This window comes from Halobacillus litoralis (assembly GCF_009856445.1).
Taxonomy (GTDB): Bacteria; Bacillota; Bacilli; order Bacillales; family Halobacillaceae; genus Halobacillus; species Halobacillus litoralis.
Genome location: NZ_WMFA01000002.1, coordinates 90,666 through 109,272 on the forward strand (window position 1 = coordinate 90,666; position 18,607 = coordinate 109,272).

Consider the following 18,607-nt stretch of genomic DNA (forward strand, 5'->3'; position numbering starts at 1 on the left):
ATTTAAAAATTCAGTAAATAAAGAAAATTCAATTATAGGAGGTGAGTCTGAATTTAAGAAATCACAATCTTGGGGGATTTGATTTCAAGATGAATGGACAACAAAACAGGATTACATAAGGAGGAATTATAGTGTCTGATAAAGTCCAAATAGGTTTGATCCAGGCATCTCATGATGTGGATGGAAGTGAGCCTGTAGAAGTTCACAAACAACATTCCATAGAGAAGCATATCAAACTAGTGAAAGAAGCAGCGGAAAAAGGGGCGCAGATCATCTGTCTTCAGGAAATCTTCTATGGTCCATATTTTTGCTCGGAGCAAAACCCGAAGTGGTACGATTCCGCGGAAGAAATTCCAAATGGTCCAACGACGATACGTTTCCAGGAGCTTGCGAAGGAGTTAGGCGTTGTCATTGTTCTTCCTATCTATGAAAAAGAGGGGATTTCAACGTACTACAATACAGCTGCGGTCATAGATGCGGATGGATCTTATTTAGGAAAATACCGTAAGCACCATATTCCACAAGTAGCTGTAGGGGACAAGGGGCACGGATTTTGGGAGAAATATTACTTCAAGCCAGGAAACCTCGGCTATCCTGTATTCGACACGGCCTTTGCCAAAGTTGGAGTCTATATCTGTTATGACCGCCACTTCCCAGAGGGGGCTCGATTACTGGGATTGAACGGCGCTGAAGTAGTCTTCAACCCATCAGCGACTGTAGCCGGACTTTCTGAATACTTATGGAAGCTTGAGCAGCCTGCTCATGCGGTAGCCAATGGGTATTACCTTGGTGCCATCAACCGTGTCGGTTATGAAGGGCCGTGGAATATGGGTGAATTTTATGGACAGTCTTATCTTGTCGACCCGCGCGGAAACTTCGTCGAAACGGCCAGCCGTGATCAAGATGAAGTCCTTATTGCAGAAATGGACAAGAAGTTTATCCGTGAAGTACGTGACACATGGCAGTTCTATCGGGACCGTCGTCCGGAAACTTACGAAAACATGGTTGAGCTTCTCCCTTAAAACCTATCCATCAGACACAAAGTAGAAGTTCTGCATAGAGCAAAAGAAAATGAACCATTTTCTCTATGTGGAACTTTTTTATTAAGAGGCCTATCCAAAAGCCTCTCTTTTATTAAAGGAGGGAAACATCTTGACCCAGTTAAAGAGCAAAGGAATTTCATTAGAAAATCTGAAGGTGAACTTCGAGGAAGTCCATGACGGACTGAATGCTCAGGAAGCGATGGAAGAATCGAACCGATGTCTGTATTGTTACGACGCACCTTGTATCCAAGCTTGTCCGACAGGGATCGATATCCCGAAATTCATTAAAAAGATTGCCTCTGGCAACTTAAAAGGATCGGCGACAACCATCATGTCTTCCAACCCTGTGGGAGCGACCTGCGCCCGTGTTTGTCCCACGGAAGAGTTGTGCGAAGGCGCTTGTGTATTGAACCATTCCACTGAACCGATTTTAATTGGTGATTTACAACGATTTGCGACAGACTGGGCGATCAAAAACGAACAATTATTGTTCAAGCCTGGCAAGAAGAACGGGAAAAAAGTTGCGGTTGTGGGAGGAGGCCCTGCGGGGTTAGCGGCAGCCAGAGAACTTGCCAGGTTTGGTTATGACGTGACAATTTTTGAAGCCGAAGCTGAAGCAGGCGGTCTTGACACCTACGGAATTGTTTCTTTCCGGCTTCCACAAGATATATCCCGCTGGGAAGTCGACCAAGTCGAGAAGCTTGATGTCGAAATCCGCACCAATACTCGTGTAGGCACAGATGTTGCTTTTGAAGAGCTGACCAATAATTATGATTCGATCGTTTTGACAATCGGAATGGGAAATGTTCCGATGCTCGGTATTGATGGAGAGGATCTGGAGGGTGTGCACGACGCGATAGATTTCGTGAAAAGTACGAAATCGGGTCCAATCACCGATGAACTCCTTGGGAAAAATGTCGTCGTTGTCGGAGCTGGTAACACAGCTATTGATGCAGCGACCTGCGCCGCTCGAAAAGGTGCTGGCGATGTAAAGATCGTCTACCGCCGGACAAGGAATGAAATGACCGCATATGAGTTCGAATATGATTTTGCGAAGCAGGACGATGTCGAATTCAACTGGCTCACTCAACCTGTTGAAATTATCGGCGATGAAAACGGAAAAGTCACACACCTGAAATGTGTGAAGATGGCCCTCGGTGAACCGGATGCAGATGGGAGACGACGACCTTCTCCTGTTGAAAACTCTGAATTTGTCATGAAAGTGGATGCTGTTATCAAAGCGATTGGTCAAAGCCGTTATACCGATCTTATTGAAGGGTTCGGGCTGGATCATGAAGGTGGCGTGGTCACAGTAAATCCAGAAACAATGCAGACATCGAACCCGAAAGTTTTTTCAGCGGGTGATGTCATCTTTGCCAAAGGGCAGGGAGAAGCGATGGTGGTAACCGCCGCTCAACAAGGAAAAGAAGCAGCGATGGCGATTCACAAACAACTGGCACCTGAACCGACGAACGCCTATAAATCTTTCAACAAGGAGGAACATACATGGCTGACTTAAGTTTGAATCTTGCAGGAATTAAATCACCGAATCCATACTGGCTCGCATCTGCGCCTCCCACAAACTCAGGCTATCAGGTCCAGCGCGCCTTTGAAGCAGGGTGGGGTGGTGCTGTTTGGAAAACGTTAGGTGAACCGATCTTGAACGTATCCTCCCGTTTTGCTGCCGTAGGGTTTAACGGAAAACAGGTGGCTGGTTTCAATAATATCGAGCTGATTACAGACCGTCCATTAGAAGTGAACTTGAAAGAAATTTACGAAACGAAAAAAAGGTTCCCGGATCATGCGATCATTGCTTCATTGATGGTGGAACCGACACAGGAGAAATGGCATGAAATTGTCAAACGTGTCGAAGATGTCGGCGTGGATGGATTGGAGTTGAACTTCGGGTGTCCACACGGGATGGCGGAGCGCGGCATGGGCGCAGCGTCCGGGCAGGTTCCTGAACTCGTTGAAAAGCAGACAATGTGGGCGAAAGAAGTCGCGCAAACGCCTGTCATCGTAAAGCTTACCCCGAACATTACAGATATTACTTTTACAGCGGAAGCAGCTGTTAATGGCGGTGCGGATGCGGTCAGTATGATTAACACAATCAACAGTCTAGCTGGGGTTGATATCGATTCATGGGATACAATTCCGAACGTAGCTGGAAAAGGAGCCCACGGAGGGTATTGTGGTCCTGCCGTTAAGCCTATTGCATTAAACATGGTAGCTGAATGTGCCCGTCATCCGAAAATCAATGTTCCAATTTCCGGAATGGGCGGCGTATCGAGCTGGAGAGAAGCGGTCGAGTTCATGCTGATGGGCGCAACAGGTGTCCAGGTCTGTACAGCTGCGATGCATCACGGTTTCAGCATCATTGAGGATATGGTCGATGGGCTCGACAATTATCTCGATGAAAAAGGCATTGATTCCGTCATGGATCTTGTCGGGAAGTCAGTTGAGAAGTACAGCGACTGGGGCAATTTGGACCTTAATCATCAGGTCGTTGCACAAATCAATAACGATGTGTGTATCAACTGTAATAAGTGCCACATTGCTTGTGAGGACACTTCCCACCAGTGTATCGATATGTTAAAAGATGCTGATGGGAATGACATTTTGAAAGTGCGTGAAGAGGATTGTGTCGGCTGTAACCTCTGCAGCATTGTTTGTCCTGTTGATGGCGCGATAGACATGGTCGAGTATGCGAACGGCAAGCCACCGATGACATGGAATGAAAGACAAGCAGCCATCGGTGCCGCCTCTTCATGTGATGTGAATTTAATAAAATAAAACATAACGGAGGGATAAGATGAAGAAAATCATCAAAAATGGAACGATTGTGACAGCCGCTGATACGTATAAAGCAGATATTCTTATCGAAAATGAAAAGATTGCCTTAATCGGTCAAGACTTGAACGACTCAGCAGCGGAAGTTGTAGATGCGGAAGGAAACTACATATTCCCTGGTGGAATAGATCCGCATACGCACCTTGAAATGCCATTTGGAGGAACAGTCAGTAAAGATGATTTTGAAACGGGTACGATTGCGGCTGCGCACGGGGGAACGACCACAGTCATCGACTTCTGTCTGACAGACAAAGGAAAACCTCTACAAAATTCCATTGATCAGTGGCACGCGAAATCAAAGGATAAATCCGTTATCGATTACAGTTTCCATTTAATGATTGGTGAAATGAACGATGATGTTCTCGAGCAGCTCTCAAGTGTCATAGAAGATGAAGGGATTACCTCATTCAAGGTTTTCATGGCCTATAAAAATGTGTTCCAGGCGGATGATGGCACCCTATTCCGTACATTAGAACAAGCAAAAAAACTAGGCGCCTTAGTCATGGTCCATGCTGAAAACGGTGATGTGATCGATCATTTGGTCAATAAGGCATTGGAAGCAGGGCAAACCGACCCGATTTATCATGCACTGACTCGTCCGCCGGAAGTGGAAGGGGAAGCGACAGGACGTGCTGCAGAATTAACGGGTCTCGCTGACTCCCAACTCTATGTGGTTCACGTCACGTGCGAAGAAGCGGTGGAGGCCATCGCGAAAGCACGTAAAAAAGGGTATAACGTTATGGGTGAAACGTGCCCGCAATACCTGGTCCTCGATCAAAGTTACTTAGAAAAACCGGATTTCGAAGGCGCGAAGTATGTATGGTCTCCGCCTCTTCGTGAAAAGCACCACCAGGAAGTGTTATGGAAGGCGCTTAAAACAGGAGATCTGCAAACGCTTGGTTCCGACCAGTGCTCCTTCGACTTTAAGGGTCAGAAAGACTTAGGAAAAGGCGACTTCACAAAGATTCCGAACGGTGGACCGATCATTGAGGATCGTGTCAGCATCCTTTTCTCTGAAGGGGTCAAAAAAGGAAGAATTTCTCTAAACGAGTTTGTAGACATTACGTCAACGAAAATTGCAAAGACATTCGGTCTTTTCCCACAAAAAGGTACGATTTCAGTCGGTGCAGATGCGGACATCGTCATTTTCGATCCGAATGTGGAACGCACAATCTCTGTAGAAACGAGTCACATGGCTGCGGATTACAATCCTTTTGAAGGAATGAAAGTGACTGGGCAGCCGGTCAGTGTCCTGTCCCGTGGTGACTATGTCATTAAGAACAAAGAATTTGTAGGGAAACTAGGGAAAGGAAATTACTTGAAACGTTCCCGTTACGGGGAACTGACATCCTCCAAAGAAGAACTTTATCAGAAGTAACCTGTCCGATTGCCATGAATTGTAGGCTGCCTCGCTTCAATGAAAGCCAGGCAGCCTTTTAAAAAACAGGTATAGGTAGGAGGAGTCCAAAACATGGACAAAAAGACAAACCATTTAATGTCCCCTGATTTAATGCCCATTCCTCACAACGAGAAAAAAATCAGCACTCTTGGTTTTTCGTTTATGTGGGTCGGGATGGCTGTTGTACTGGCAGCTTTTGCTATAGGCGGAGCAGGTGTACAGGAAATATCTTTGATCTGGGTCGTGCTTGGTACATTGTTGGGAACGATTTTAATCGGTCTTGCCATTTCAGTAACGGCTGATATTGGTATTGAACACGGGATATCTTTCCCTGTTTACATGAGAGCCCCTTTTGGGACGATAGGTACCCATTTTCCATCTATCGTTCGTGGAGTGGCTGCATCCATGTGGTTCGGGATTAATACGTTCTTCGGTTCAACAGCTATCAATGGAATTTTAAACATTTTATTCGGTTTTGATAATTGGTTTGTTTGTTATATTCTTTTTGCTTTATTCCAATTATTCAACACGGCATTAGGAATCAAAGCGGTAGAAAAGTTCGCCGACCTGGCAGCCCCGATCATCATTTTGATTGGAGTATGGATGTATTTTACTCTTGCAGGAACAGCTTCTGAACAGGGGAAAGACATATGGAGCTGGGTGGAAAGCCCTGTAACCGGAGGAGCAGCTTTTACAGCTTTTGTGGTCGTCGTTGTTGGGAATATGGGCTATTGGTCAACACTCGCAGCTGATATAGCTTCCATCTCCCGTTTTATAAAAGCACCGAAACTGGAACGTAACTGGGTAAAAAGAAACAAAGGGGCTCTCGTAGGAAGCCTTGTAGCCCTGCCTTTGACACAAACATTCATCGTGGTTCTAGGTGCCGTCTCCTACATTGCTGTCTCCAACTTTGACCCTGTCGTCGCTTTACAGGAATCAGCCAGTGGACTTGTCTTAGGTATCCTTCTGTTAATGATCGTTCTTGCCCAGTGGTCGACAAACGTATCAGCAAACATCGTACCTGCGGCTACCATCTTTTCAAATGTCGGTGGACCGAAGCTGCCATTCTGGGCCGGCGTTTTCATTGCTGGTCTTGTAGGAACAGTCATTCAGCCCTGGAGTATTTTCAATTTATTGATTCCGGTATTATTAATAGCCGCAGCCATTCTCTCTGTTATCGTAGGCATCATTTTTGCCGATTATTATTTATTGAGAAAACGAAGAATGAACGTCTATGATTTGTATAAACAAGGGGGGCAATTCCGTTACGATGGAGGTGTCAACTGGGCCGGTATCATTTCATGGGTCATTGGAAGTGCTTTTGCGTACACTTTCTCCACATATTCTTTCTTCGTCGGATTTGGCGTAGGTGCCCTGTGTTATTACTTATTAGCCAAGCATTGGTATTTCAAAAAGCATCCCCAGGCAGAAATCGATAACCCAAGCGACGATGAATACCTTGGCATAACCGTCGGTCGTGACTGGGTAATCGGTGAGAAATTCGTAGAAGAAAAGCTGGGGCGTAAGACAGGAACAGAAGGATCCACACAAAAAATGGATGCATAACAAGGAGGAATTGAAATGTCTGACCATCGCGAGTTTGAAGCAGAACGCGAAAAGATCGACTTTTTATTGGAACAGGGCTATGTCATTAGTGGAGTCACTGAAAATTTAAGTGGGGCATTCGTCGAGTTTCAATATAAAGGAAACGAATCTGATAAAAGTGAGAAAGAACGGCTGCACATCCTGCACCCGGATACGAGGAAGTATTTCTCTACCATTCTCGTCCAGCAACAGAAAAAACAAAGTGTTAAATAGAAAAAGAGGATTGGCTCCCTGCCAATCCTCTTTTTCTATTTCATCTACATCTTCCGTATAAGCTTCAGATTGTGGAAGACTCGGCTTCGAGACTTTTGTTGAGTGGATGGGGCTGCGGGGGATGAATCGCTTTCCGCGGGAGTGCGGTGAGTCTCCTCGGACTGCGTCCAGTGGGGTCTCACCAAGCACTTTTTTCCTCCTAGTTATCCGGTTCCGGCGCCTGCACACTTAAGGTAGGAGTCTCGTCATCCCCCTCCACTCCTTTGCTATATCAGTGTCTCGAAACCACTTCCTGAATAATCAGCTATTCTTTGTGATGAGAGCATAAGGATCATACTCCCAATCCGAGTTACTTGAACCCTGAAAGCTTGATACAAAGCGTTTTTCACCTATACCAAGTAGGATAGTGGGAGACCTTCCTACTTGGTATAAGGGTTCGTTAGCCCCTTCACTGAATGGGGTGGTTGGGAAGCTGAAAGACTTCCGTGGGAGAAAGGAGCTCGGGGCTCCCCCACAGGAAAGCAAGTAGCTTCCCAGCCACCCCTGAGGCTCAACCCGGGCAACGAACCCTGGAAAGTCTCGAAAATGAATCTTCCACCATCCTGCCAGTTTGTTGAAGATCAGGCACGTGTTAGATTCACTAGGACTATTAAACTTTTTTGTAAGAAAATCTCACAATCTATTAGATTTTTCTGACAAATTGTTGTACTTTAAAAGAGGGGTCATTCAATGAACGAACACATGTCGATTGAAAACATCCTGAAAAGGGACCATTTCGCTTCTGCTGAAGTTATTGCTGGTCATAAGGGCATCGACCGGCTGGTCAAATGGGTTCACGTTTATGAGATGATCGAAGTGAGAAAGAACCTGAAAGGTGGAGAGCTTGTCCTTTCAACAGGATTTGGTTGGAAGGATGATGATGAGCTTTTTCTCCACTTATTAAAACAATTGATAGAAAAAGAAGTAGCCGGAATTTGTATCGAAATCGGGAGTTTCGTTGATTACATAAGCCAGGAAGCAATCGATTTTGCCGAAGCCAACGATTTTCCGATCATCTTATTCCGGGAAGAGGTTTCTTTTGTGGAAATCACCCAGGATATTCATGCGGATCTCATCAATCAGCAATATGAGTTTATTACGAATTTAGAAGATTATTCGCAGCGTCTGAACAAACGGTTATTATCCATTGATAATTACTTTGAGATTCTAAAAAACTTGCAGCAATATGTGAATTGCCAACTCGTCTATATTGCCAAAGATCATACGGTCGTTACGATCCCGACCTTGAGAGAGAAAGAACGCGAGCAAGTATTGATGGAGCTGAGCAAGCCTGACATCGGATCGAGAAGGGTTTTAAAACAACCAGTGCAAGTATTCGATCGGGAATTTGCGAATATTTACTTATTGTCCAACCGTAGAGAGTTCGGTGAATTCGAATCTTTATTATTAGATAGGACGGGGACTGCGCTTGCACAATACTTGTTAAGGGAACTTTATACTGAAGAAAAAAGAAAAGCAAAAGAAACGGAATGGCTGACGGAATGGTTGCAGGGAGAGCATGAGGAAGAGGAGATTCGTGATCGGCTCGCTGTGTACAAATTGGATAAAACCGTTAAAGGAGCCATTGTTCTAACCATTAAGTTAAATATGGTGGATAGACAGAAATCGAACCCTGATGTGACATATATGAATATGCTCATTCACAATATCTTTGATCAAAACGGCTATTATGTTTTTCCGGTGGAGAAGAGACATCAGCTCACTTTTATTCTGTTGAATAGAAAAGAAGCAGAAGATTGGAAGGAAAGGATCAGACGCGGGGTTGTAAGGCTGCAGAAGATTAGTCTATTGAATGACTCTAGTATCTCATCTTTTCAAATTGCCGGGGGGAAATACGTCAAAGAACTTTCCAAGCTTCATGAAAGCTTTCAAACCGCCCAGGAGACTTTAACTTTACAGGAGAAGCTTCCGGAAAGTCAGTCCAAATTCTTTTATGATGACTTACACATGTACAGATTGATTTCCCTTGTCCATCAGCACAGTAACCTCGATGGATTGGTGGAGGAGTACTTAGAACCGATTATCAAGTATGATGAAAAGAATAACACGAACCTCCTTGAGACATTAAGGGTCTATTTGGCGTGCAATGGATCTAAAAAAGAAACCGCTTCCAAAGTATTTGTAGTGCGTCAAACGTTATATCATCGCCTTGAGAAGTTAGAAAAACTGCTGGGACCTGACTTTATGGAATGTGAAAAAAGGCAGGTCATCGAATTTGCACTTCTCGCTCATGAATATCAAAGAGCCGTAACCTAACCACCACCCTTAACACTTATTCTTTTCTTCTGAATAAGTGTTTTTTCACCCCTCTTTTCCTACTAAGGCTTCCTCTAGTTGAAGACTGTCTCACCGTTTCCCTCCGCCCCTTTACCTTATAAGTGTCTCGAAACTGAGTCTTCAACAATAAGTTCTCTTGTCATTATGTGAAAGTGGGGAGTTGACTGTTTGACACTATGTCTAATGAAAGCGCATCTCAGATGTTAGATAATTAAGATAATTCTAACAAAAGAACATTGAGGAGGAATCTCCGTTGACTAAAGCTGATGTGAAAAGCGAAATGCTTTCAAAAGACGAGAAATATGTATGGCACTCCATGAAACCTTATAATCCTGATGCAACAATGGTAGCAAAAAGTGCAAAAGGTTCCTGGATCACTGATATAGACGGGAACCGGTTCTTAGACGCCATGTCAGGCTTATGGTGTGTGAACGTAGGATATGGACGAGAAGAACTTGCGAAAGCAGCTTACGAACAGATCAAGGATCTTTCTTATATGCCACTTACACAAAGTCATGAAGCAGCGATTCAGTTAGGAGAAAAAATCAATCAGCTGCTGGGGGATGATTATGTTGTCTTTTTCTCAAACAGTGGATCGGAAGCAAATGAAGCTGCATTTAAAATGGTTCGTCAGTATCATCAGCAAAAAGGAGACCATTACCGCACGAAATTCATTTCAAGGTATCGAGCTTATCATGGAAATTCCACTAGTGCGTTAGCAGCAACGGGTCAAGCACAGCGGAAGTACAAATATGAGCCTCTTGGACCCGGTTTTCTACACGTGTCTCCACCTGATGAATATCGGAATGATCATAGTGAAAAAGATCGGTGGGGAGCAAAGGAAATTGATGATGTGATGACATGGGAATATAGTGAATCGATTGCCGGGGTGATTATGGAGCCGATCATAACTGGGGGTGGAGTGATTGTCCCACCGGAACAGTATATGAAAGAGGTTCAATCCATTTGTGAAAAACATGGGGCCCTCATGATTGTGGATGAAGTGATTTGTGGGTTCGGCCGTACAGGTAAGCCGTTCGGTTTTATGAACTATGGGGTGAAGCCCGATATCATTACGATGGCGAAAGGAATTACGAGTGCCTATCTTCCTCTTTCAGCAACGGCCGTCAAACGGGAAGTGTATGAAGCATTTTGTGGAGATGATACGTATGACTTTTTCCGTCACATTAATACCTTCGGTGGTCACCCGGCAGCGTGCGCCGTTGCACTTAAAAATATTGAAATAATGGAAAGAGAAAACTTGTTTGAGCGTTCGCGCGATTTGGGAGAATCGGCAATCAATGATTTGCACAACCGTCTTCAGAACCATAACCATGTGGGTAATGTGAGAGGGAAGGGCTTGCTCATTGGAATTGAGATGGTGGAGAGCAAAGAAACGAAGGAATCACTGGCCGTGGAGAAAGTGAATCAAATCATCGCTTATTGTAAAAATAAGGGTATTCTGATTGGGAAAAATGGGATGACAGTGGCTGGATTTAACAATGTTATAACTCTATCTCCTCCATTATCTATTGAAGAAGAGGATTTGACTTATTTGCTTGATAACGTGGTAGAAGCGATTCATTCGATATGACCTTGATGGGAGGTTCCTAACATGCAGATAGGGATACCGAAAGAAATTAAAAATAATGAAAACCGCGTAGCAATCACTCCAGCTGGTGCGGTTAACTTAATCAGCGAAGGGCACGAAGTTTTTCTGGAGTCCAATGCTGGGGAGCGTTCTGGTTTTTCTAATCAGCACTATGAAGAAGTTGGAGTGAAAATTGTAGGTACAGCGGCAGAAGCATGGAGTAAGCAAATGGTCCTGAAGGTCAAAGAGCCGCTTGCAGAAGAGTACCGATATTTTTATGAGGGATTGATTTTGTTTACGTATTTGCACCTTGCTGCCGATGAAGAATTGACAAAGGCATTGGCAGAAAAAAAAGTGGTCGCTATTGCTTATGAGACCGTTCAATCTGAAAATGGATCCCTCCCCCTGCTCACACCAATGAGTGAAGTGGCCGGAAGGATGGCCACTCAAAAAGGTGCACAGTATTTAGAGCGTACCCATGGTGGAAAAGGCATTCTTCTTGGGGGTGTTCCCGGGGTGAGACGAGGGAAAGTAACCATTATTGGTGGTGGAGTTGTAGGGACAAACGCTGCAAAAATTGCGATCGGGCTGGGGGCAGACGTGACGATGATCGATCTAAGCCCAGACCGGCTAAGGCAGCTGGATGATATATTCGGATCTTCGATCAACACACTTATGTCGAACCCTTTGAACTTGAGTGAAGCTGTCAGAGAATCCGATTTAGTGATCGGAGCTGTCTTGATTCCAGGGGCAAAAGCGCCAAAACTTGTGACAGAGGATATGGTGAAGTCGATGAGTCGGGGAAGTGTGATTGTAGATGTTGCTGTGGACCAGGGTGGGATTGTCGAAACGGTTAATCACGTCACCACTCATGATGATCCAATTTATGTGAAACATGGAGTTGTCCATTATGCAGTTGGTAATATGCCAGGAGCTGTTCCGCAAACATCAACCCTCGCACTGACGAATGTCACGGTTCCTTATGCTATGCAGATTGCGAACAAAGGGTTTCAAAAAGCATGCATGGAAAACGGCTCCTTACTGAAAGGAGTCAATGTTGTCAATGGAAGTGTAACTTATCGTGAAGTGGCAGAAGCTCATGGGCTGGACTATATGGAAGTGGAGAAAGCACTTGGACCGAAGTCATTTGTTTCATGAAGAATAGCGTCTCGCCAAAATGTTAGGCGGGACGTTATTTTTTTGCAGAAAGTACTTCAATCTTCTTATCATGAATAACATGGAATAAGCCCTTATTCTATATTAAAGGAGATCATCCCATGGATTTCATGATTGACTTCACCCCATATGCGGGACTTGCTGTGTTGTTATATGCAGTGAGGCAGACTAAACGCGTGCCAAACCGGTACATCCCCATCATAGCTGTTGTCCTGGGAGTTGCTTTTTCCTATTGGCAGCAGGGCATCTCTCCTTCAGCAACGGTGGAAGGATTGAAGTATGCATTGCTTGGCATCGGAACCGTGGCAGGAGTTAAGTATTTTTTAGAGAAAAATGAAGATGGGAAAAAGGACTGAGTACTTGTAGCTCAGTCCTTTTTGTCTTAAAAATATAGAAAACAGATCGCAGCAATTTTAGAGAGAAACGAATAGATAAGAGAGCAAAAAGAAAAGCACATAGGAAACCGACTGCAAAATAAGGATCAAATGACCATTGGAAATAGGCTGGTTGATTAACAAGGGACAGCATACTCGCTACGAGCATAATTGGGACCGCCTTGATGAAAGTGAAATTCGTTGCAGTTCCTTGGCTCAATCCCATACTGATGATTAATAAACTGGATCATCTCCATAAACGGACACCTTTTCCCTTACGCATCCACCAAATGGTAAGGAAAGCGACTGCAGTGATGATGCCATACGTCCATATGGAGTACACCTTCATATAGTGCACAATATCACGCCACGAATCTTCAAGAACGACCCCAGTGTAGATTAGAGCTGTATTCCAAATCAAACTGCCCCGAAAAGGTAAGGAAAAGAAAAGGGATGAGGGAGAAACGTGCCATTCCACCAGGGAATGAAATAAAACTTCTGACAAGTGGAAGCATACGGCAGAAAAAGACTGCCCAATATCCATAATTCTCGAACCATTGGAATGTTTTGTTTACATCTTTTTTCGTGAGCCGCAGATATTTTCCGTAACGATCCACCCATTCTTCCAATTTGTGTTTACTGATGGACATCCCGATTCCATATAAAAGAAGAGAACCGGTCAAAGAACCTGAAGTCGCATAAATGACGACAGCCGTCACCGTTAAATCCGTCCTAACTGACATAAACCCACTGAGTGGCAGAATAACTTCTGATGGAATAGGTGGAAAGAGGTTTTCGATCGCCATCAATGCGTAAACCCCCAGATACCCGAACTGTTCCATCATCCAAATGATCCATTCTTCCATGAACTTCTCCTCCAAAAGATGATCGATGTATTGTATAGGACAAGCTCACAAAATAGAACCTGAAATCAATTTGTGAATATATCTTTAAGTGCATCAGTATTCAACATACTCCAACTGAATTCAATGGAATAGGTGTCCCAGTCAGCACCTGACAGCCATCCTGCCAAAAAAATGACACCAAAAAACGTCGCGAGCGTTATTACTGAAAACAGATAGTACAGGGTCTGGCGATCATCATTTTGTTTCAACGTTATACCCCTTTCATTATTTGCGAACGCATATTCCCTTCATGATTGAGAATATTATAGCAGTTGAAAATGCGGATAGATATATAATATTTAATTTTGATTGAACAGAATAAACCGTTTTAAAAAGTACTTTCCTTCGTTGGAACAGATGCTTTCTGAAGTAAATGACAGGAATTGTATCATTCATCTTTACATCCAAGTGCATCTGTGTATAATTAAAGTGAGTAATCACTCACACAGGAGGGGTCGAATTGAATTCCATGGTTGAAATGCAGAATGTCATCCATCGTTATAGTAAAAACACCATTATTGATAAGGTGAATCTTTCCATTCAAAGCGGAGAAATTTTTGGGTTACTGGGCCCTTCTGGAGCAGGGAAGACTACACTAGTCAAGTTGATAGCAGGAATATTAAAACCTACAGAAGGAACCATTTCACTTAAAGGGACAGCATTACGTCATCTTGCGCAGATGAAGAATTATGGATTCATGGCGCAATCGGATGCTTTATATCAAGAATTGACAGCATGGGAGAATCTTGATTTTTTCGCCTCCATTTATAACCTATCCAGAAAAAGAAGGAAGGAAAGAATCAGAGATGTACTAGAAATGGTTGACTTGTCCTCTTTCAAAGATCAACCCGTCGAAACATTTTCCGGAGGTATGAAAAGGCGGTTGTCCTTAGCGGCAGCTCTTGTTCATGAACCTGAACTGATCATTCTTGATGAGCCCACTGTCGGGATAGATCCTGTGCTGCGACGTTCCATTTGGGAAGAACTCTATGAGTTAAAGGAAAAAGGAGTGACGATTATCGTAACCACGCATGTCATGGACGAGGCGGAAAAGTGTGATCGTCTGGCTCTGATTAAAAGTGGTAAAGTCATTGCCCTTGATACTCCGCAGAAATTAAAGGAAAAGGTGAATGTAACATCTATGGAAGAAGTGTTTCTGCATTATGGAGGTGAAACAAAATGAATACCTTCCATGTAATGAAAAGAATCCTTATCCAGTTTAAACGAGATAAAAGAAGCGTTGCCCTTATGGTGGTGGCACCACTCCTTGTTTTGTCACTTATGTGGATGGTCCTGGATCATGATGATTCCAAACTGGAACTAGGAGCCGTAGACGTTCCAGAAACCATGCTTGAACAATTGTCGTCTGACACTCTTGATATTGAAACGCTATCTTCTTCTAAAGCAGAAGGAAAGCTGGAAGAAGGGACATTGGACGCGGTATTATATTTTGAGAATAAGGAAATGTCACTGCTTCTTGAGGGGAGTAACCCAAATGCTGCAGGCGCCATACAAAAAGAATTGCAATCCCTACGGGAGGATCAGCAAAACATGGTGGACGTAGAGTATTACCATGGGTCAGAGGATCTGGGGTTGTTTGATTACGTAGGACCTGTCCTCATCGGCTTTTTTGTCTTTTTCTTCGTATTTATCGTAGGCGGTGTTTCTTTTTTAAGAGAACGCACACAGGGCACATTGGAAAGGTTGTTGGCTACACCAATCAGACGGTCTGAAATCGTGTTCGGTTATCTCGCAGGATTTGGGTTGTTCACTATTGTTCAGTCCCTCATCATCGCGTTGTTTTCCATTTACATCCTGGAGGTCTTTATGGACGGTAATTTCCTATATGTGCTCATTGTCACCATATTACTTGCTTTAGCTGCTTTAAGCCTGGGTACATTGGTCTCGGCATTTGCCAAAAATGAGTTTCAGATGATTCAGTTCATTCCTATAATTATTGTTCCTCAAGTGTTCTTTTCCGGTCTTTTCCCGACAGAAGGCCTTGGAACATGGGTACAGATAATTGGTGATATAATGCCTTTGACGCATGGTGCCGAAGCTATGAGAGGGATTATGCTGCGTGATGCTTCTTTTGCGGATATCCAATGGGAAATTTACATTCTGCTTGGATTTACCGCTCTGTTCACGACGTTAAATATATTCGCATTGAAGAAGCATCGCCGTTTATAATGGTACAAGGAAAGCCTTAGGAGGATGCTTGTATGACTGATTTTAAGAAGTTGGTGGAGACATTGGATCAGACTACAGAGGAAGATCGGAAGTTAACACCAAAACAGGAACAAATATTAAAAGCAGCCGTAGAGATTTTCGCTGAGAAGGGGTACGCATCTTCTTCCACAAGTGAAATTGCGGCCAGAGCGAATGTTGCAGAAGGCACGATTTTTCGTCATTATAAGACGAAGAAAGAACTCTTGATTTCAATTGTGACACCATTTATGACAAAGTTTACACTCCCATTTTTTGCTTCTCACTTTGCCAATAAAGTGTTTGAAGAGCCTCCCGAGGAGTTAGAAGGGTTATTGAGAACGCTGTTGAAGAATCGGTTTGAATTTGCCAGGGAAAACGCTCCGCTTTTGCGAATTGTGATTCAGGAAATGGCTTTTCATCCTGAGCTTCAGGAAAGGTTTCAAGATGTGTTCCTTGAAGAAATCTTTCCGAAATTCGAAAACGCTTTGAACCAATTGAAAGCAAAAGGGAAGCTTGTAGAAATCCCTAATACTTCCATCATACGTATGATCATATCCACCGTCATGGGTTTTTTGGTTACGCGTTTTATTATTGCGCCTGATCTGAATTGGGATGACGAAAATGAAATCGATTATACCATCGATTTCATCATGCACGGTTTGGCAAAGAGCTGAAAAAAGGTCTATCCTATAATAGGATAGACCTTCTTCTGGTTTTGTTCATTTTCACAGCAGCGAATGGGTTGATTGTTTCACGTTCAAATTATTGCTCCTTGACTTTACCTGATTTCTGGAGTGCTTGCCATTTGCTTGGGTATCTTAAGATCTTAAGGTGGATTTTTGTTTTTTATTGTCAGGATAAATAAAATACAGTAAAAGAAAAAGCGAACCATAATGGTCCGCTGAATTAGGGGGATGGTTAAAGCCATTTAATTTTCCCTACGTACAAACAACAGTCCACCACTCAATAGAAACAGCCCCATCCCGAGTAATGCATATGTAGCATACGGTGTTGCAGTTTCAGGGAGCTCACCGCCTTCTTCCTCTGAGGATTCCTCCTGAGTCCCGTTTTCTTCAGAATCTTCCATGGCTTCATCTTCTGATGCTTCTGACTCACCATAGTCGTCAGCTGAAGAGCTGCCACCTAAACTTTCACATGGGACGCCATCTTTATCTCGGTCCAGTCTATCCGGATCGTTGTTTTCATCGTAACCATTTTCTTCCCAATATTTTTCTGCTTCTGCTGTCGTGTCAAAATCGCTGCAGTCCTTGTCTCCATCATGACTGTCCGCACTTACGAACCCTGCGCTGCCAAAAGTCAAAGTCAAAACAAACAAAAAAATCAAGAATCTTTTCATTACGTGAAAACCCCTTTTTGATAGATTTCCATCACCCCTTGGATATTTTTGTATATCATTCTATTGCCTATATTTTTACAAATAAAACCATATTTTGAGTATTTGTTGAATTTTATTCAATATAAAATGATAATAGGTTCTCTTAATGTGAAGGGGCGACTGTCTGAATAAACATATAGGCTTAAAAAAGCATGGGGCCTGAGCCCCATGCTTTTAGTTCATTGGCATTTTTTTCTTTTTGCGTGCTTTTTCTTTTTCGATCTGCTTACTGCGCAGCTGTCCGCAGGCGGCATCGATATCAGTTCCATGTTCCGTACGCACCCCGCATTTAATTCCGCGGTCCATCAACGTTTGATAGAACGTAAGGATCGCTTCTTTTTCACTTCGCTCATAAGGGTTGTCCGCGACTGGGTTATATGGAATCAAGTTGACGTAGGATAAATGACGTTTATCCTTCAACAATTCAGCAAGCTCTTCCGCTTCTTTCTTATGGTCATTGACGTCCTTGAGTAGAATGTACTCGAAGGTAATGCGTCTGTTTGTTTTTTCGAGATAGTAATCAATCGCCGGCATCAATTTTTCGAGTGGGTAGGCACGGTTGATTTTCATAATCTGTGTACGCAGTTCATTATTTGGTGCATGAATGGAAAGGGCCAGATTAATCTGGATACCTTCATCTGCGAACTCATACATTTTAGGTGCAATTCCACTTGTGGAGACGGTGATATGACGTGCTCCAATGGAAAGGCCTTTTTGATCGTTTACGACCTTCAAGAAGTCAATCAAGTTGTCATAGTTGTCGAACGGTTCACCAATTCCCATAACCACAATGTGGCTGACGCGTTCATCGTTACCCTGTTGATCCAAGTGCTGTTGGACCTGCATGATCTGTTCAACAATTTCACCACTGGAGAGGTCCCGGTTCTTACGAAGAATTCCACTTGCACAGAAGGAGCACCCGATGTTACAGCCTACCTGTGTGGTTACGCATACGGACAGTCCATAGTTGAAACGCATCAGAACAGTTTCAATGACGTTACCATCATCCAATTTGAATAGGAACTTGACGGTACCATCCTTTGATTCTTGTTTTATTTCTTCAGAAAGTGTCTCAATCGTAAAATGTTCATTAAGAACATCAATACAAGATTGATTCACGTTTTTCATTTGTGAAAAATCAGTCACACGCTTTTGGTAGAGCCAGTCCCATACTTGCTTGGAACGGAACTTTTTCTCACCATGATCTATAAGCCAATCAGTCAGTTGGTCAAACGTCAATCCGTAAATGGATCGTTTCATAAATACGCTCCTCTTTAAAAAAAATCGCTATTCCCATCATACTCGAAATGGGCAACTTAAACAACAGGATGAGGAATGTTGAAATTTTGCAAACATTTGCAGGCAGGGATTGTTCTGAGTGAAGAAATGTAAAGAGAAAGAGGTTACTTCAACAGTTCTATGTGCAATGACCGTAAATCAAAACCTATGATGTCCATTGTCCCCTTACTGAGGCTATGGAAGCAATTTTCTGCAATTGCGTTATCTTTTT

Annotated in this window: 17 protein-coding genes; 13 read left to right on the forward strand and 4 right to left on the reverse strand. The window is 43.4% G+C overall.

Annotation, left to right across the window (positions count from 1 at the left end; all coding sequences use genetic code 11):
• Nucleotides 1-131: 131 nt before the first annotated feature.
• The 10 genes from GLW00_RS05605 (at nt 132) to GLW00_RS05650 (ending at nt 12,570) form a co-directional block, all read left to right on the forward strand.
• Nucleotides 132-1,022: a nitrilase-related carbon-nitrogen hydrolase gene (locus GLW00_RS05605; protein WP_160912079.1), complete on the forward strand. Its 891-nt coding sequence runs from the start codon at nt 132-134 to the stop codon at nt 1,020-1,022.
• Between the two features lie 130 nt (nt 1,023-1,152).
• A complete protein-coding gene (locus GLW00_RS05610; protein WP_160912080.1) occupies nt 1,153-2,562 on the forward strand; it encodes an NAD(P)-dependent oxidoreductase in 1,410 nt (469 codons plus the stop codon).
• Nucleotides 2,550-3,836, forward strand: coding sequence for an NAD-dependent dihydropyrimidine dehydrogenase subunit PreA (preA, locus tag GLW00_RS05615; protein ID WP_160912082.1), 1,287 nt, complete (start codon nt 2,550-2,552; stop codon nt 3,834-3,836). The genes GLW00_RS05610 and preA overlap by 13 nt, the downstream gene beginning before the upstream one ends.
• Before the next feature lie 19 nt (nt 3,837-3,855).
• Entirely contained in the window at nt 3,856-5,271 is a 1,416-nt protein-coding gene (gene hydA, locus GLW00_RS05620) for a dihydropyrimidinase (protein ID WP_160912084.1), read from the forward strand.
• Between the two features lie 93 nt (nt 5,272-5,364).
• The gene (locus GLW00_RS05625; protein WP_160912086.1) at nt 5,365-6,858 is read left to right on the forward strand and encodes an NCS1 family transporter; all 1,494 of its coding nucleotides are present in this window, start codon (nt 5,365-5,367) and stop codon (nt 6,856-6,858) included.
• 15 nt (nt 6,859-6,873) lie between these two features.
• Nucleotides 6,874-7,110, forward strand: coding sequence for a hypothetical protein (locus GLW00_RS05630; protein ID WP_160912088.1), 237 nt, complete (start codon nt 6,874-6,876; stop codon nt 7,108-7,110).
• Between the two features lie 729 nt (nt 7,111-7,839).
• Nucleotides 7,840-9,426, forward strand: a complete 1,587-nt coding sequence (locus GLW00_RS05635; RefSeq protein WP_160912090.1) for a PucR family transcriptional regulator — start codon at nt 7,840-7,842, stop codon at nt 9,424-9,426.
• A gap of 274 nt (nt 9,427-9,700) precedes the next feature.
• Nucleotides 9,701-11,041 (forward strand): aspartate aminotransferase family protein, encoded by a 1,341-nt coding sequence (locus GLW00_RS05640; protein ID WP_160912092.1) that lies wholly within the window; start codon nt 9,701-9,703, stop codon nt 11,039-11,041.
• A gap of 21 nt (nt 11,042-11,062) precedes the next feature.
• Nucleotides 11,063-12,196, forward strand: a complete 1,134-nt coding sequence (gene ald, locus GLW00_RS05645; protein WP_160912094.1) for an alanine dehydrogenase — start codon at nt 11,063-11,065, stop codon at nt 12,194-12,196.
• Between the two features lie 119 nt (nt 12,197-12,315).
• Complete coding sequence (locus tag GLW00_RS05650) at nt 12,316-12,570, forward strand: phage holin family protein (RefSeq protein WP_160912096.1); 255 nt, start codon at nt 12,316-12,318, stop codon at nt 12,568-12,570.
• Here GLW00_RS05650 and GLW00_RS20925 read toward each other — a convergent pair.
• Both GLW00_RS20925 and GLW00_RS05660 read right to left on the reverse strand, forming a co-directional pair.
• The gene (locus tag GLW00_RS20925) at nt 12,527-12,814 is read right to left on the reverse strand and encodes an undecaprenyl-diphosphate phosphatase (RefSeq protein WP_369126782.1); all 288 of its coding nucleotides are present in this window, start codon (nt 12,812-12,814) and stop codon (nt 12,527-12,529) included. The genes GLW00_RS05650 and GLW00_RS20925 overlap by 44 nt on opposite strands.
• A 151-nt stretch (nt 12,815-12,965) precedes the next feature.
• The gene (locus tag GLW00_RS05660) at nt 12,966-13,454 is read right to left on the reverse strand and encodes a DedA family protein (protein WP_237417447.1); all 489 of its coding nucleotides are present in this window, start codon (nt 13,452-13,454) and stop codon (nt 12,966-12,968) included.
• A 508-nt stretch (nt 13,455-13,962) separates the two neighbouring features.
• On the opposite strand from GLW00_RS05660, the gene ccmA reads away from it, so the two are divergent.
• From ccmA to GLW00_RS05675, 3 genes are read left to right on the forward strand one after another with little or no spacing between them, the layout of a single operon-like run.
• Entirely contained in the window at nt 13,963-14,676 is a 714-nt protein-coding gene (ccmA, locus tag GLW00_RS05665; protein ID WP_160913725.1) for a heme ABC exporter ATP-binding protein CcmA, read from the forward strand.
• On the forward strand, nt 14,673-15,683 hold the full coding sequence (locus GLW00_RS05670; RefSeq protein WP_160912100.1) for an ABC transporter permease: 1,011 nt from the start codon (nt 14,673-14,675) through the stop codon (nt 15,681-15,683). The genes ccmA and GLW00_RS05670 overlap by 4 nt, the downstream gene beginning before the upstream one ends.
• Before the next feature lie 32 nt (nt 15,684-15,715).
• Nucleotides 15,716-16,375, forward strand: coding sequence for a TetR/AcrR family transcriptional regulator (locus GLW00_RS05675; RefSeq protein WP_160912102.1), 660 nt, complete (start codon nt 15,716-15,718; stop codon nt 16,373-16,375).
• 254 nt (nt 16,376-16,629) lie between these two features.
• On the opposite strand, the gene GLW00_RS05680 is transcribed toward GLW00_RS05675, so the two are convergent.
• Nucleotides 16,630-17,058, reverse strand: coding sequence for an excalibur calcium-binding domain-containing protein (locus tag GLW00_RS05680; RefSeq protein ID WP_160912104.1), 429 nt, complete (start codon nt 17,056-17,058; stop codon nt 16,630-16,632).
• Between the two features lie 213 nt (nt 17,059-17,271).
• Nucleotides 17,272-18,357, reverse strand: coding sequence for a dual-specificity RNA methyltransferase RlmN (rlmN, locus tag GLW00_RS05685; protein ID WP_160912106.1), 1,086 nt, complete (start codon nt 18,355-18,357; stop codon nt 17,272-17,274).
• Between the last annotated feature and the right edge of the window lie 250 nt (nt 18,358-18,607).